Origin of the sequence: Vibrio sp. 10N.286.52.F8 (assembly GCF_041468745.1) — a bacterium.
GTDB classification, from domain to species: Bacteria; Pseudomonadota; Gammaproteobacteria; order Enterobacterales; family Vibrionaceae; genus Vibrio; species Vibrio crassostreae_C.
On the sequence record NZ_JBFRJF010000059.1, the window covers coordinates 1 to 14,280 of the forward strand.

At 45.2% G+C, this 14,280-nt stretch carries 28 protein-coding genes; all 28 read left to right on the top strand.

Features of this window, described 5'->3' with window-relative positions:
• Positions 1-472 precede the first annotated feature (472 nt).
• The gene (rpsJ, locus tag AB4133_RS21540; protein WP_004736761.1) at positions 473-784 is read left to right on the top strand and encodes a 30S ribosomal protein S10; all 312 of its coding nucleotides are present in this window, start codon (positions 473-475) and stop codon (positions 782-784) included.
• A gap of 14 nt (positions 785-798) precedes the next feature.
• Entirely contained in the window at positions 799-1,428 is a 630-nt protein-coding gene (gene rplC / locus AB4133_RS21545; protein WP_004736763.1) for a 50S ribosomal protein L3, read from the top strand.
• A gap of 16 nt (positions 1,429-1,444) precedes the next feature.
• Positions 1,445-2,047 (top strand): 50S ribosomal protein L4, encoded by a 603-nt coding sequence (gene rplD, locus AB4133_RS21550; protein WP_004738803.1) that lies wholly within the window; start codon positions 1,445-1,447, stop codon positions 2,045-2,047.
• A complete protein-coding gene (rplW, locus tag AB4133_RS21555; protein WP_004736765.1) occupies positions 2,044-2,346 on the top strand; it encodes a 50S ribosomal protein L23 in 303 nt (100 codons plus the stop codon). Before rplD ends, rplW begins: the two co-directional genes overlap by 4 nt.
• 14 nt (positions 2,347-2,360) lie before the next feature.
• Positions 2,361-3,185 (top strand): 50S ribosomal protein L2, encoded by an 825-nt coding sequence (rplB, locus tag AB4133_RS21560; RefSeq protein WP_010435149.1) that lies wholly within the window; start codon positions 2,361-2,363, stop codon positions 3,183-3,185.
• Positions 3,186-3,204: 19 nt separating this feature from the next.
• Positions 3,205-3,483 (top strand): 30S ribosomal protein S19, encoded by a 279-nt coding sequence (rpsS, locus tag AB4133_RS21565; protein WP_004736729.1) that lies wholly within the window; start codon positions 3,205-3,207, stop codon positions 3,481-3,483.
• Between the two features lie 10 nt (positions 3,484-3,493).
• Positions 3,494-3,826 carry a 50S ribosomal protein L22 gene (gene rplV / locus AB4133_RS21570; protein WP_004736732.1) on the top strand — a complete coding sequence of 111 codons (333 nt, stop codon included), beginning with the start codon at positions 3,494-3,496 and terminating at the stop codon, positions 3,824-3,826.
• An 18-nt stretch (positions 3,827-3,844) separates the two neighbouring features.
• Positions 3,845-4,543, top strand: coding sequence for a 30S ribosomal protein S3 (gene rpsC / locus AB4133_RS21575; RefSeq protein ID WP_004736734.1), 699 nt, complete (start codon positions 3,845-3,847; stop codon positions 4,541-4,543).
• An 11-nt stretch (positions 4,544-4,554) separates the two neighbouring features.
• Complete coding sequence (gene rplP, locus AB4133_RS21580; RefSeq protein ID WP_004736736.1) at positions 4,555-4,965, top strand: 50S ribosomal protein L16; 411 nt, start codon at positions 4,555-4,557, stop codon at positions 4,963-4,965.
• Complete coding sequence (gene rpmC / locus AB4133_RS21585; protein ID WP_004736737.1) at positions 4,965-5,156, top strand: 50S ribosomal protein L29; 192 nt, start codon at positions 4,965-4,967, stop codon at positions 5,154-5,156. Before rplP ends, rpmC begins: the two co-directional genes overlap by 1 nt.
• Positions 5,156-5,410 carry a 30S ribosomal protein S17 gene (gene rpsQ, locus AB4133_RS21590; protein ID WP_004736739.1) on the top strand — a complete coding sequence of 85 codons (255 nt, stop codon included), beginning with the start codon at positions 5,156-5,158 and terminating at the stop codon, positions 5,408-5,410. Before rpmC ends, rpsQ begins: the two co-directional genes overlap by 1 nt.
• A gap of 162 nt (positions 5,411-5,572) precedes the next feature.
• A complete protein-coding gene (rplN, locus tag AB4133_RS21595) occupies positions 5,573-5,944 on the top strand; it encodes a 50S ribosomal protein L14 (protein ID WP_004736740.1) in 372 nt (123 codons plus the stop codon).
• Between the two features lie 11 nt (positions 5,945-5,955).
• On the top strand, positions 5,956-6,273 hold the full coding sequence (gene rplX, locus AB4133_RS21600; protein ID WP_004738792.1) for a 50S ribosomal protein L24: 318 nt from the start codon (positions 5,956-5,958) through the stop codon (positions 6,271-6,273).
• Between the two features lie 24 nt (positions 6,274-6,297).
• Positions 6,298-6,837 (top strand): 50S ribosomal protein L5, encoded by a 540-nt coding sequence (gene rplE, locus AB4133_RS21605; RefSeq protein WP_004738790.1) that lies wholly within the window; start codon positions 6,298-6,300, stop codon positions 6,835-6,837.
• Between the two features lie 16 nt (positions 6,838-6,853).
• Entirely contained in the window at positions 6,854-7,159 is a 306-nt protein-coding gene (gene rpsN, locus AB4133_RS21610) for a 30S ribosomal protein S14 (protein ID WP_004738789.1), read from the top strand.
• 29 nt (positions 7,160-7,188) lie between these two features.
• Positions 7,189-7,581: a 30S ribosomal protein S8 gene (gene rpsH, locus AB4133_RS21615; protein ID WP_017061309.1), complete on the top strand. Its 393-nt coding sequence runs from the start codon at positions 7,189-7,191 to the stop codon at positions 7,579-7,581.
• Between the two features lie 10 nt (positions 7,582-7,591).
• On the top strand, positions 7,592-8,125 hold the full coding sequence (gene rplF, locus AB4133_RS21620) for a 50S ribosomal protein L6 (protein WP_017063712.1): 534 nt from the start codon (positions 7,592-7,594) through the stop codon (positions 8,123-8,125).
• A gap of 9 nt (positions 8,126-8,134) precedes the next feature.
• Positions 8,135-8,488 carry a 50S ribosomal protein L18 gene (rplR, locus tag AB4133_RS21625; RefSeq protein ID WP_004738784.1) on the top strand — a complete coding sequence of 118 codons (354 nt, stop codon included), beginning with the start codon at positions 8,135-8,137 and terminating at the stop codon, positions 8,486-8,488.
• Between the two features lie 14 nt (positions 8,489-8,502).
• Positions 8,503-9,003, top strand: coding sequence for a 30S ribosomal protein S5 (gene rpsE / locus AB4133_RS21630; RefSeq protein ID WP_017061307.1), 501 nt, complete (start codon positions 8,503-8,505; stop codon positions 9,001-9,003).
• A 7-nt stretch (positions 9,004-9,010) separates the two neighbouring features.
• Positions 9,011-9,187, top strand: a complete 177-nt coding sequence (gene rpmD, locus AB4133_RS21635) for a 50S ribosomal protein L30 (RefSeq protein WP_004736756.1) — start codon at positions 9,011-9,013, stop codon at positions 9,185-9,187.
• 5 nt (positions 9,188-9,192) lie between these two features.
• The gene (gene rplO / locus AB4133_RS21640) at positions 9,193-9,627 is read left to right on the top strand and encodes a 50S ribosomal protein L15 (RefSeq protein WP_004736758.1); all 435 of its coding nucleotides are present in this window, start codon (positions 9,193-9,195) and stop codon (positions 9,625-9,627) included.
• 20 nt (positions 9,628-9,647) lie between these two features.
• Positions 9,648-10,982 (top strand): preprotein translocase subunit SecY, encoded by a 1,335-nt coding sequence (gene secY / locus AB4133_RS21645; protein ID WP_004738781.1) that lies wholly within the window; start codon positions 9,648-9,650, stop codon positions 10,980-10,982.
• Between the two features lie 41 nt (positions 10,983-11,023).
• On the top strand, positions 11,024-11,137 hold the full coding sequence (rpmJ, locus tag AB4133_RS21650) for a 50S ribosomal protein L36 (RefSeq protein ID WP_000868186.1): 114 nt from the start codon (positions 11,024-11,026) through the stop codon (positions 11,135-11,137).
• Between the two features lie 148 nt (positions 11,138-11,285).
• The gene (gene rpsM, locus AB4133_RS21655) at positions 11,286-11,642 is read left to right on the top strand and encodes a 30S ribosomal protein S13 (protein WP_004738779.1); all 357 of its coding nucleotides are present in this window, start codon (positions 11,286-11,288) and stop codon (positions 11,640-11,642) included.
• 19 nt (positions 11,643-11,661) lie between these two features.
• Positions 11,662-12,051, top strand: coding sequence for a 30S ribosomal protein S11 (gene rpsK / locus AB4133_RS21660; RefSeq protein WP_004738778.1), 390 nt, complete (start codon positions 11,662-11,664; stop codon positions 12,049-12,051).
• 31 nt (positions 12,052-12,082) lie between these two features.
• Positions 12,083-12,703: a 30S ribosomal protein S4 gene (rpsD, locus tag AB4133_RS21665; protein ID WP_004738777.1), complete on the top strand. Its 621-nt coding sequence runs from the start codon at positions 12,083-12,085 to the stop codon at positions 12,701-12,703.
• Between the two features lie 22 nt (positions 12,704-12,725).
• Entirely contained in the window at positions 12,726-13,718 is a 993-nt protein-coding gene (locus tag AB4133_RS21670; RefSeq protein WP_004729813.1) for a DNA-directed RNA polymerase subunit alpha, read from the top strand.
• A gap of 24 nt (positions 13,719-13,742) precedes the next feature.
• On the top strand, positions 13,743-14,123 hold the full coding sequence (rplQ, locus tag AB4133_RS21675) for a 50S ribosomal protein L17 (protein WP_004729812.1): 381 nt from the start codon (positions 13,743-13,745) through the stop codon (positions 14,121-14,123).
• Positions 14,124-14,280 lie beyond the last annotated feature (157 nt).

Below are 14,280 nucleotides of genomic sequence, written 5' to 3' on the forward strand. Positions count from 1 at the left end.
GTGTTGTAGCTAAAATCTTCGCTTAATAGCATTTAGATTTTTGCACTCTCTTCATTAGAAGAGCACGCATCTGAAAAGGGGAGCTTCGGCTTCCCTTTTGTTTTCTCAAAAGAAATATTACCTTCCATCTATCTTCTTCCCTCTCGATACAAAACCAACTTCCAATAAATTGCGATTATTTTTCCAACACTACTTGCATACTAAAGTGTGATCTGTATAATGCATCGCACTGGCTAACGCTGGTTGTGAACCAATGAGCACTGAGGAGTAGGTCTTACCTAGTAATGTATACTCAGCTTATGTTCGCGGTTAATAAAAATAGTAAACTTCTTGTTTACTTCAAAAGTTAACTGACAATGCGTCCTAATTTTGGGTGCTACGGTTTCACATAAATCAATCGGCATTCTCTCGTTTTATCGGGTTTGAGTGGCGATATTGTTTGTGTAATTTTTAATAATTGGAGCTCTGTCTCATGCAGAACCAACGTATTCGTATCCGCCTTAAAGCGTTTGATTACAAGCTAATCGATGCTTCAACTGCGGAAATCGTTGAAACAGCAAAACGTACTGGCGCACAGGTTCGTGGTCCTATTCCACTTCCTACTCGTAAAGAGCGTTTCACTGTTCTTACCTCTCCACACGTCAACAAAGATGCACGTGATCAGTACGAAATCCGTACTCACAAGCGTTTGATCGACATCGTTGAGCCAACAGATAAAACTGTTGATGCTCTAATGCGTCTTGATCTTGCAGCTGGCGTTGATGTTCAAATCAGCCTAGGTTAAGGGAGATAAGAATAATGATTGGTCTAGTCGGACGTAAAGTGGGTATGACCCGCGTATTTACTGAAGAAGGCGTTTCTATCCCAGTAACTGTTGTTGAGGTTGAAGCGAACCGTATTTCTCAAGTTAAAACTCTTGAGACAGACGGCTACGCAGCAATCCAAGTAACTACTGGTGCTAAGAAAGCTAACCGTGTAACTAAACCTGAAGCTGGTCACTTCGCGAAAGCGGGTGTAGAAGCAGGTCGCGGTCTTTGGGAATTCCGTTTAGAAAACGGCGAAGAGTTTGAAGTTGGCGCTGAGCTAAACGTAGAACTTTTCAACGAAATTAAAAAAGTAGACGTTACTGGTACATCTAAAGGTAAAGGCTTCCAAGGCGCTATCAAGCGTTGGAACTTCTCTACTCAAGATATGACTCACGGTAACTCTTTGTCTCACCGCGCACCGGGTTCAATTGGCCAATGTCAAACTCCAGGCCGCGTGTTTAAAGGCAAGAAAATGGCAGGTCACATGGGTGCTGAGCGTGTAACGACTCAAAACCTAGAGATCGTACGTGTTGACGCTGAGCGCAATCTACTCCTTATTAAAGGTGCAGTACCGGGCTCAACAGGCGGAAACGTGATCGTAAAACCTGCTGTTAAAGCATAACGTCTAGGAGTAAGTAATGGAATTGATGGTTAAAGGTGCTGATGCACTAACTGTTTCCGAGACTACTTTCGGACGTGACTTCAACGAAGCTCTTGTACACCAAGTAGTTGTTGCATATGCAGCAGGTGCTCGTCAAGGTACTCGTGCTCAAAAGACTCGTTCTGAAGTATCTGGCGGTGGCGCTAAGCCATGGCGTCAAAAAGGTACTGGCCGCGCACGTGCTGGTACAATTCGTAGCCCAATCTGGCGTACAGGTGGTGTTACTTTTGCTGCGAAACCACAAGATCACAGCCAAAAAGTAAACAAAAAAATGTACCGCGGTGCTATGAAGAGCATTCTTTCTGAGCTAGTTCGTCAAGAGCGTTTAATCGTTGTTGATAACTTCTCTGTAGAAGCACCAAAAACAAAAGAACTTGTAGCTAAGCTTAAAGAGCTTGAGCTAAGCGACGTTCTGATTGTGACTGGCGAAGTAGATGAAAATCTATTCTTAGCTGCTCGTAACCTATACAAAGTAGATGCACGTGATGTTGCTGGTGTTGATCCAGTATCACTAATCGCTTTCGACAAGGTTCTAATGACTGCTGACGCAGTTAAGCAAGTTGAGGAGATGCTAGCATGATCACTGAAGAGCGTATCTTAAAAGTTCTACGTGCTCCGCACATCTCTGAAAAAGCAACTATGGCAGCTGAGAAAGCGAACACTATCGTTTTCAAAGTAGCTAAAGATGCAACTAAGAAAGAGATCAAAGCAGCTGTAGAAAAGCTATTTGAAGTTGAAGTTAAGTCTGTAAATACTCTTGTATTAAAGGGTAAGACCAAACGTCAAGGTATGCGTGAAGGCCGTCGTTCAGACGTTAAGAAAGCCTACGTTACTTTGAAAGAAGGTCAAGATCTTGACTTCGTTGGCGGCGCGGAATAACAGGAGTAGTAAAAATGGCTATTGTTAAATGTAAGCCGACTTCCCCTGGTCGTCGTCACGTCGTTAAAGTTGTTAACGCTGACCTACACAAGGGTAAGCCATACGCACCACTTCTAGAGAAAAACTCTAAGAACGGTGGTCGTAACAACAACGGTCGTATTACAGTACGTCACATCGGTGGTGGTCATAAGCACCATTACCGTGTAATTGACTTCAAACGTACTAAAGATGGCATCCCAGCGAAAGTTGAGCGTCTAGAATACGATCCAAACCGTAGTGCTAACATCGCTCTAGTTCTGTACGCAGACGGTGAGCGTCGTTACATCATTGCACCTAAAGGTGTTAACGCAGGCGACCAGATTCAATCTGGCGTAGATGCTGCAATCAAAGCAGGTAACACTCTGCCGATGCGCAACATCCCAGTAGGTTCTACTGTACACTGTGTTGAACTTAAGCCTGGTAAAGGTGCTCAACTAGCTCGTTCGGCTGGTGCTTATGCTCAAATCATCGCTCGCGATGGTGCATACGTAACTATCCGTCTACGTTCTGGTGAGATGCGCAAAGTTCTTTCTGAAGGTCGTGCAACGATCGGTGAAGTTGGTAACTCTGAGCATATGCTACGTGAACTTGGTAAAGCTGGTGCTTCACGCTGGCGCGGCGTACGTCCAACCGTACGTGGTGTAGTAATGAACCCGGTGGATCACCCACATGGTGGTGGTGAAGGCCGCACATCTGGTGGTCGTCACCCAGTTTCTCCTTGGGGCGTTCCTACTAAGGGCTTCAAGACTCGTAAGAACAAGCGCACTGACAAGTACATCGTACGTCGTCGCACTAAATAATTTATAAAGAGGAATCGCCATGCCACGTTCTCTCAAGAAAGGTCCTTTTATTGACCTACACTTGCTGAAGAAGGTAGAGAAAGCGGTGGAAAGCGGAGACAAAAAGCCTATTAAGACTTGGTCCCGTCGCTCAATGATCATCCCAACAATGATTGGTTTGACCATCGCTGTCCATAATGGTCGTCAGCACGTTCCAGTTTTCGTTACCGAAGAAATGATCGGTCACAAACTGGGCGAATTTGCACCAACTCGTACTTATCGCGGTCATGCTGCAGATAAGAAAGCTAAGAAGAAATAAGGAGTAGATGATGGAAGCTTTAGCTAAACATAACTTTGCTCGTATTTCTCCACAGAAAGCTCGCTTAGTTGCAGACCAAATTCGCGGTAAGTCGGTAGACCAAGCTCTAGAAATTCTAACTTTCAGCAACAAAAAAGCTGCTGTATTAGTTAAGAAGGTTCTTGAGTCAGCTATCGCTAACGCGGAACATAACGAAGGTGCAGATATCGACGATCTAAATGTCGCTAAAATCTTCGTAGATGAGGGCCCTATCATGAAGCGTATTATGCCTCGTGCTAAAGGTCGTGCGGATCGTATCTTGAAGCGTTCAAGCCACATCACTATTGTTGTAGCAGATCGCTAAAGACTAGGAGAGTAAGCAATGGGTCAGAAAGTACATCCTAATGGTATTCGTCTTGGCATCGTTAAGCCTTGGAATGCTACATGGTTTGCTAATACCAACGAATTCGCTGACAACCTAGACGGCGACTTCAAGGTACGTCAGTTCCTTACAAAGGAACTACAAAAAGCATCATTATCTCGTATCGTTATCGAGCGTCCAGCTAAGAGCATCCGTGTGACTATTCACACTGCTCGTCCTGGCGTTGTTATCGGTAAGAAAGGTGAAGACGTAGAGAAGCTACGCGCAGCTGTAGCTAAAATCGCAGGTGTACCAGCGCAAATTAACATCGCTGAAGTACGTAAGCCTGAGCTAGATGGTCAGCTTGTAGCTGATAGCATCGCGTCTCAACTAGAGCGTCGTGTTATGTTCCGTCGTGCAATGAAGCGTGCGGTACAAAATGCTATGCGTCTAGGCGCTAAAGGCATCAAAGTACAAGTAGGCGGCCGTCTTGGCGGTGCTGAAATCGCACGTTCTGAGTGGTACCGTGAAGGCCGTGTGCCTCTACACACTCTACGTGCAGACATTGATTACGCAACTTCTTCGGCTCACACTCAATACGGTGTGATCGGCATTAAAGTTTGGATCTTCAAAGGTGAGATTCTAGGCGGTATGCCAGCTGCTAACGCAGTAGAGCCAAAAGGCGATAAGCCTAAGAAGCAGCGTAAAGGCCGTAAGTAAGGAGTCGAACGATGCTACAACCAAAACGTACTAAGTTCCGCAAGGTTATGACTGGTCGTAACCGTGGTCTAGCTAAAGGTACTGAAGTAAGCTTCGGCGAATTCGGTCTTAAAGCTGTTGGCCGTGGTCGTCTGACTGCACGTCAAATCGAAGCGGCACGTCGTGCTATGACACGTCACATTAAGCGTCAAGGTCAAATCTGGATTCGTGTATTCCCAGACAAGCCAATTACTGAAAAGCCTCTTGAAGTTCGTCAAGGTAAAGGTAAAGGTTCAGTTGCGTACTGGGTTGCTCAAATCCAACCAGGCAAAGTTATGTACGAGATGAATGGCGTACCTGAAGAGTTGGCACGTGAAGCGTTCCGCCTAGCGGCACGTAAACTGCCTGTTAAAACTACTTTTGTAACTAAGCAGGTGATGTGATGAAAGCACAAGATCTACGCGAAAAGAACGTTGAAGAGCTTAACGCTGAGCTATTGAATTTGCTACGTGAACAGTTCAACTTGCGCATGCAAGCTGCAACTGGTCAACTTCAGCAAACTCATACTCTAAAAGCTGTACGCCGTGACATCGCACGTGTGAAAACTGTTTTGACTGAAAAGGCAGGCGCATAATGAGCGAAACTAACCGCATCCAGCAAGGCCGTGTAGTAAGCGACAAGATGGACAAGTCTATCGTTGTTGCTATTGAACGCACTGTAAAACACCCAATTTACGGTAAGTTCATCAAACGCACGACTAAAGTACACGCACACGACGAAGACAACACTTGTGGCCTAGGCGACAAAGTTGAAATCGCTGAGTGTCGTCCTCTGTCTAAGACTAAGTCTTGGACATTGGTTAAAGTTCTAGAAAAAGCGAAGATTTAATCTTTGTAATTCTATAACTTATAAGCGGCTCCAAATTATTTTTTGGAGCCGCTTGTTTTTTGTCTACCCAATTTAAAAAAAGGGTGGTACAATTCGCGTCCCTTTTAAAGAGGCAGCCCGACCCGAGAGGGTCTAGTTTTAATATTTAGCGGAGCACTAACAATGATCCAGATGCAAAGTACACTTGACGCAGCAGATAACTCTGGCGCGCGCAAGGTAATGTGTATTAAGGTTCTGGGTGGCTCTCACCGCCGTTATGCACATATCGGTGACGTCATCAAGGTTACAGTGAAGGAAGCGATTCCTCGCGGTAAAGTAAAGAAAGGTGATGTTCTGAAGGCGGTAGTAGTGCGCACCCGTAAAGGCGTTCGTCGCCCAGACGGTTCTGTCATTCGCTTCGACAGTAATGCTTGTGTATTGTTAAATGACACTACTGAGCAACCAGTCGGCACACGTATCTTTGGTCCTGTGACTCGTGAACTTCGTAACGCGAAATTCATGAAGATTGTATCACTAGCACCTGAAGTTCTGTAAGGAGCGGCAATATGGCAGCTAAAATCCGTCGTAATGACGAAGTAATCATTCTTGCTGGTAAAGATAAAGGCAAGAAAGGTAAAGTAACTAAGGTTCTGACAACTGGTAAAGTTATCGTTGAAGGCATCAACCTTGTTAAGAAACACCAAAAGCCGGTTCCGGCTCTAGGTCAACAAGGTGGCATCGTTGAACAAGAAGCAGCTATTGATGCTTCTAACGTTGCTGTTTTTAACGCGGCTACTGGTAAAGCAGACCGTATCGGTTTCCGTATCGAAGATGGCAAGAAAGTTCGTTTCTTCAAATCTAACGGCGAAACTGTTTCTAACTAATTAGAAGTAATTTGGAGTTCTACTATGGCGAAACTGCATGATTACTACAAGTCGTCTGTAGTCGCTGAGCTTACCAAAGAGTTCAGCTACACAAGCGTCATGCAAGTCCCTAGGATTGAGAAAATCACCCTAAATATGGGCGTTGGTGAAGCAATCAACGATAAGAAACTGCTAGAAAACGCAGCAGCTGATATGGCAACGATCTCTGGTCAAAAGCCACTTATCACTAAAGCGCGTAAATCTGTAGCTGGTTTCAAAATTCGTGAAGGCTACCCAATTGGTTGTAAAGTAACCTTGCGTGGTGAGCGCATGTGGGAATTTTTAGAGCGTTTAATCTCTATCGCACTTCCACGTGTACGTGATTTCCGTGGTGTTAGCGCTAAGTCTTTTGACGGTCGCGGTAACTACAGCATGGGCGTTCGCGAGCAAATCATCTTTCCGGAAATCGACTACGATAAAGTCGATCGTGTCCGCGGTCTTGATATCACTATCACGACTTCTGCGGGTTCCGATGAGGAAGGCCGAGCTCTGCTGGCTGCCTTTAACTTCCCATTCCGTAAGTAAGGGTAGGGTTACTGTTATGGCTAAACAATCAATGAAAGCACGTGAAGCTAAACGTGCAAAACTAGTAGCTAAGTTCGCTGAAAAGCGTTCTGCGCTAAAAGTTATCATTAGCGATGTAAACGCATCTGAAGAAGATCGTTGGAATGCGGTTCTTAAACTGCAATCTCTTCCACGTGATTCAAGTGCATCACGTCAGCGCAACCGTTGCAACCAAACTGGTCGTCCACACGGTTACCTACGTAAATTCGGTCTAAGCCGCATTAAGGTTCGTGAAGCTTGCATGAAAGGCGAGATTCCGGGTCTTCGTAAGGCTAGCTGGTAATTGCCACTTAATCATTTGGAGTAAATCTTATGAGCATGCAAGATCCGATTTCGGATATGCTGACCCGAGTTCGTAACGGTCAGGCAGCAAACAAAGTTGCTGTAAAAATGCCTTCTTCAAAGCTTAAAGTTGCAATTGCTGCATTACTTAAAGCTGAAGGTTACATCGTAGACTTCGCTGTTAACAGCGAAGCAAAACCTGAGCTAGAAGTTACTCTTAAGTACTTCCAAGCTAAACCTGTAATCGAGCAAATCAAGCGTGTATCACGTCCTGGTCTAAGAGTTTATAAAAATAAAGACTCTTTACCTACAGTGATGGGTGGTCTTGGTATTGCAGTTGTTTCTACTTCCAAGGGTCTGATGTCTGACCGTGCTGCTCGTAAAGCAGGTCTTGGCGGTGAAATCATCTGTTACGTAGCTTAAGGAGTAGATTATGTCTCGTGTTGCTAAAGCACCTGTCGCTATTCCAGCTGGCGTAGAGGTGAAACTAAACGGCCAAGAAGTTACTGTAAAAGGTAGCAAAGGTGAGCTTACTCGCGTTCTTAACAGCGCCGTAGTTATTGCACAGGAAGAAACCAACCTAACTTTCGGTCCGAAAGAAGGTGTTACTAACGCATGGGCACAAGCTGGTACAGCTCGCGCTCTAGTTAATAACATGGTTGTGGGTGTTACTGAGGGCTTCACTAAGAAGCTAACTCTTAAGGGTGTTGGTTACCGTGCTGCTATGAAAGGCAACTCTGTAGCTCTAACTCTTGGTTTTTCTCACCCAGTAGAGCACGCTCTACCTGAAGGTATTAAAGCTGAGTGCCCTAGCCAAACTGAGATCATCATTACTGGTTGCGATAAGCAAGTAGTAGGTCAAGTTGCGGCTGACATTCGTTCTTACCGTGCTCCTGAGCCTTACAAAGGCAAAGGTGTTCGTTACGCAGATGAAAATGTGCGTACTAAAGAAGCTAAGAAGAAGTAAGGTATCACTATGGATAAGAAAGCATCTCGCATCCGTCGTGCTACACGTGCACGTCGTAAGATTGCAGAACTTGGTGCAACTCGCCTGGTAGTACACCGTACTCCTCGCCATGTTTACGCACAAGTTATCGCGGCAAACGGCTCTGAGGTTATCGCAGCTGCTTCTACTGTAGAAAAAGCGATCCGTGAGCAAGTTAAGAACACTGGTAACGTTGATGCAGCTAAAGCAGTTGGTAAAGCTGTTGCTGAGCGCGCTCTTGAAAAAGGCGTAGCTTCAGTTGCATTTGATCGTTCTGGTTTCCAATACCACGGTCGAGTAGCGGCGCTAGCAGAATCTGCTCGCGAAGCTGGTCTGAAATTCTAAGGTAGGGTTGGAAGATGGCTAAAGAACAACAACAAGCTAATGATTTGCAAGAAAAGCTGATCGCAGTTAACCGTGTATCTAAGACGGTTAAAGGTGGTCGAATCATGAGCTTTACTGCACTAACAGTAGTTGGTGACGGTAACGGTCGCGTAGGTTTCGGTTACGGCAAAGCTCGTGAAGTACCTGCTGCGATTCAAAAAGCAATGGAAAAAGCGCGCCGTAACATGGTTACAGTATCGCTTAACGAAGGCACTCTTCACCACCCGGTGAAAGGTCGTCATTCGGGCTCTAAAGTTTACATGCAGCCAGCTGCAGAAGGTACAGGTGTTATTGCCGGCGGTGCAATGCGTGCTGTACTTGAAGTTGCGGGCGTACATAACGTACTTTCTAAAGCATACGGTTCAACGAACCCGATCAACATCGTTCGTGCAACGATTGGTGCTCTAGTAGACGTTAAGTCACCAGAAATGGTTGCTGCTAAACGTGGTCTAACTGTTGAATCTATTTCGGAGTAAGCACACGATGGCAACTATTAAAGTAACTCAAACTAAAAGCTCAATTGGTCGCCTACCTAAGCACAAAGCGTGTCTTAAAGGTCTAGGTCTTCGTCGCATCAACCATACAGTAGAACTTGAAGATACACCGTGCGTACGCGGTATGATCAACAAGGTTTACTACATGGTTAAGATTGAGGAGTAATCAGAATGCGTTTGAATACTCTATCACCGGCTGCTGGCTCTAAACCTTCTAAGAAGCGTGTAGGTCGTGGTATCGGTTCTGGCCTTGGTAAAACAGGTGGCCGCGGTCACAAAGGTCAAAAGTCACGTTCTGGCGGCTCTGTTCGTCCAGGTTTTGAAGGCGGTCAAATGCCTCTAAAACAACGTCTACCTAAATTCGGTTTCACTTCTCGTAAGAGCCTAGTGTCTGCTGAAGTTCGTCTAGCTGAGCTAGCGAAAGTAACAGGTGACGTAGTTGATCTTAACAGCCTTAAAGCTGCTAACGTTATCACTAAGAACATCGAGTTTGTTAAGATCGTTCTTTCTGGTGACCTAAGCAAAGCTGTGACTGTTAAAGGTCTACGCGTGACTAAAGGCGCTAAAGCTGCAATCGAAGCTGCAGGCGGTAAAATCGAGGAATAATCTCGAGGAACGAGGTACAGATGGCTAAGAAACCAGGACAAGATTTTCGTAGTGCTCAGAGCGGCTTAAGTGAACTAAAGTCGCGCTTATTATTCGTAATTGGTGCACTTTTAGTATTCCGAGCCGGCTCTTTTGTGCCGATCCCTGGTATTGACGCAGCTGTACTTGCCGATTTGTTCGATCAGCAAAAAGGTACCATCGTAGAAATGTTTAACATGTTCTCCGGTGGTGCTCTTGAGCGTGCATCTATATTAGCATTGGGTATCATGCCGTACATTTCGGCATCGATCGTAGTCCAATTGCTAACTGTAGTTCATCCAGCGTTAGCGGAACTCAAGAAAGAGGGTGAAGCAGGCCGTCGTAAGATAAGCCAATATACACGCTACGGCACGCTTGTACTTGCAACATTCCAAGCTATTGGTATCGCAACAGGCTTACCAAACATGGTCGACAATCTGGTTGTTATCAACCAAACCATGTTTACGCTTATTGCTACCGTGAGTTTAGTAACTGGTACCATGTTCTTAATGTGGTTAGGTGAACAAATCACTGAGCGAGGAATCGGTAATGGTATTTCCATTCTGATTTTTGCAGGTATTGTTGCTGGATTGCCTTCTGCAATCGGTCAAACAATCGAGCAAGCGCGTCAAGGTGAATTGCATGTGCTTCTTCTGCTGTTGATTGCTGTATTGTCTTTTGCTGTTATTTACTTCGTAGTTTTCATGGAACGTGGTCAACGTCGTATCGTCGTTAACTATGCGAAACGTCAACAAGGTCGTAAAGTTTTTGCAGCACAAAGCTCTCACTTGCCTCTTAAGATTAATATGGCAGGTGTTATTCCAGCGATTTTCGCATCAAGTATTATTTTGTTCCCAGGAACATTAGCGCAGTGGTTTGGTCAAAATGGTGAAAGCAGCGCGTTCGGTTGGTTAACTGACGTGTCATTAGCTCTTAGCCCAGGTCAACCTTTGTATGTAATGCTTTATGCAGCAGCTATAATCTTCTTCTGTTTCTTCTATACAGCGTTGGTGTTTAACCCACGTGAAACAGCTGATAACTTGAAGAAGTCTGGTGCATTCGTACCCGGTATCCGCCCAGGTGAGCAGACAGCGAAATATATCGATAAAGTGATGACTAGACTAACCCTTGCGGGCGCTCTATACATTACTTTTATATGTCTGATTCCTGAGTTCATGATGGTCGCGTGGAACGTTCGTTTCTACTTTGGCGGCACATCACTACTAATCGTAGTGGTAGTTATCATGGATTTCATGGCACAGGTACAGACTCATCTGATGTCACAACAGTATGATTCTGTGTTAAAGAAAGCGAATCTGAAGGGTTACGGCCGTTAATTCGGTGGTAACAATTTCGATTCCATTTACGGAGTTTAGCAATGAAAGTTCGTGCTTCCGTTAAAAAAATCTGCCGTAACTGTAAAGTTATCAAGCGTAACGGTGTCGTTCGCGTGATTTGCAGTGAGCCAAAGCATAAGCAACGCCAAGGCTAATTAGCAGAAATTTTTACTTGAAATACAAGGTAGAGTCGAGTATATTCCTCGGCCTACCTTTTGCGTGCAAAAGAAGTAGTATGCCGCAGCGTATCCATAACGGGCTTTGCTGCGGATAATTCTTTTATGAACCCCTTAGGAGTGAATAATGGCCCGTATAGCCGGCATTAACATTCCTGATCATAAGCATTCTGTAATTGCACTTACTGCAATCTACGGTATCGGTAAAACTCGCTCTCAAGCTATTCTAGCTGAAGTGGGTATTGCTGAAGATGCTAAGATCAGTGAACTAACTGAAGAGCAGATCGATCAACTGCGTGATGGTGTAGCTAAGTACACTGTAGAAGGTGATCTACGTCGTGAAGTATCGATGAACATCAAGCGTCTTATGGACCTTGGCTGTTACCGCGGTCTTCGTCATCGTCGCAGTCTACCACTACGTGGACAGCGTACTAAAACCAACGCTCGCACCCGTAAGGGTCCGCGCAAGCCGATCAAGAAATAGTCGGATAAGGTAGAGTACAATGGCAAAACAACCAACTCGCGCGCGTAAGCGCGTACGCAAGCAAGTAGCTGATGGCGTAGCGCACATTCATGCTTCTTTCAACAACACAATCGTAACTATCACTGACCGTCAAGGCAACGCTCTTGCATGGGCTACAGCAGGTGGTTCAGGTTTCCGTGGTTCTCGTAAATCTACTCCGTTCGCAGCACAAGTTGCAGCTGAGCGTTGTGGTGAAATGGCTAAAGAATATGGCCTAAAGAACTTGGAAGTTATGGTTAAGGGTCCAGGTCCAGGTCGCGAATCTACTGTTCGTGCACTGAACGCTGCTGGTTTCCGTATCACTAACATTGTTGATGCGACACCAATCCCTCATAACGGTTGTCGTCCACCTAAGAAACGTCGCGTTTAAGTTTCGTTTCTAGGAATATTGGAGAAAGATCATGGCAAGATATTTGGGTCCTAAGCTTAAGCTTAGCCGTCGCGAAGGTACTGACTTATTCCTTAAGTCTGGTGTCCGTGCGATCGATACCAAGTGTAAAATTGATAACGCACCAGGTGTACACGGCGCTCGTCGCGGTCGTCTATCTGAGTATGGCGTTCAGCTTCGTGAGAAGCAAAAAGTTCGTCGTATCTACGGCGTTCTAGAAAAACAATTCCGCAACTACTACAAAGAAGCTGCACGTCTTAAAGGCAACACAGGTGCAAACCTGCTTCAGCTTCTTGAAGGTCGTCTTGATAACGTAGTTTACCGTATGGGCTTTGGCGCTACTCGTGCTGAATCTCGTCAACTAGTTAGCCACAAGTCTATTCTAGTTAACGGTAAAGTTGTAAACGTTCCTTCTTTCAAAGTAGCGGCAAACGACGTTGTTTCTATCCGCGAGAAAGCTAAACAGCAATCTCGTATTAAAGCGGCTCTAGAAGTTGCTGAACAACGTGAAAAGCCAACTTGGATTGAAGTAGATGCTGGCAAAATGGAAGGTACATTCAAGCGTATGCCTGAGCGTTCTGACCTATCAGCTGACATCAATGAACACTTGATCGTCGAACTTTACTCTAAGTAAGGTTAAAAAAAGAGAGGACACAATGCAGGGTTCTGTAACAGAATTTCTTAAGCCGCGTCTTGTTGACATTGAACAGATCAATACGACACACGCGAAAGTAACTCTTGAGCCATTAGAGCGCGGTTTCGGCCACACTCTAGGTAATGCTCTTCGCCGCATTCTTCTATCTTCTATGCCGGGTTGTGCCGTAACAGAAGTTGAAATTGAAGGTGTGCTACACGAATACAGCACTAAAGAAGGCGTTCAGGAAGATATCCTGGAAATCCTTCTAAACCTTAAAGGTTTGGCTGTACGCGTTGCTGAAGGCAAAGATGAAGTGTTTATTACACTGAACAAATCAGGCTCAGGCCCTGTTGTTGCAGGTGACATCACCCACGATGGTGATGTAGAGATCGCTAACCCTGAGCACGTAATTTGTCACCTAACGGATGACAACGCTGAGATCGCTATGCGTATCAAAGTAGAACGTGGTCGTGGTTACGTTCCAGCTTCAGCTCGTATCCATACTGAAGAAGATGAGCGTCCTATCGGTCGTCTACTAGTTGACGCTACTTACAGCCCGGTTGATAAAATCGCTTACGCTGTAGAAGCGGCACGTGTAGAACAACGTACTGATTTAGACAAGCTTGTTATCGATATGGAAACGAACGGTACTCTAGAACCTGAGGAAGCAATCCGTCGTGCAGCTACTATTTTAGCTGAACAACTGGATGCGTTCGTAGATCTTCGTGATGTACGTGTACCTGAGGAGAAGGAAGAGAAGCCAGAATTCGATCCTATCCTACTACGTCCTGTAGACGATCTTGAACTAACAGTTCGCTCTGCTAACTGTTTGAAAGCAGAAGCGATTCACTACATCGGTGATCTTGTACAGCGCACTGAGGTTGAGCTACTTAAAACGCCAAACCTTGGTAAGAAATCTCTTACAGAGATTAAAGATGTGCTTGCTTCACGTGGTCTTTCTCTAGGCATGCGTCTAGAAAACTGGCCACCAGCGTCAATCGCTGAAGATTAATCGAAAAGTTAGAAGGATTAGGTCATGCGCCATCGTAAAAGTGGTCGTCAACTCAACCGCAACAGCAGTCATCGCAAAGCGATGTTCAGCAACATGGCTAGCTCTCTTGTTCGTCACGAAGTTATTAAAACTACCGTGCCTAAAGCAAAAGAACTACGTCGCGTAATTGAGCCATTGATTACCCTAGCTAAGACAGACAGTGTTGCTAACCGTCGTCTTGCATTTGCTCGCACTCGTGATAACGAAGTTGTGGCAAAACTATTTAATGAACTAGGCCCGCGTTTCGCGGCTCGCCAAGGTGGTTACACTCGCATTCTTAAATGTGGTTTCCGTACTGGTGATAAAGCTCCAATGGCTTACATTGAGCTTGTAGACCGCCCAGCTGCTGAAGAAGCTGCTGAGTAATCTATACTAGATTCTTAATACAAAAGCCGAGCATTAGCTCGGCTTTTTTGTGTCTGTAGAACAAGGAATAGACAATAGAAATTGCACCATGATGTTTGGCATTTTTTGCTTGTCTTGTCTGCGCCATTTTTCAAAAATATCTCGTATCTCGTATCTC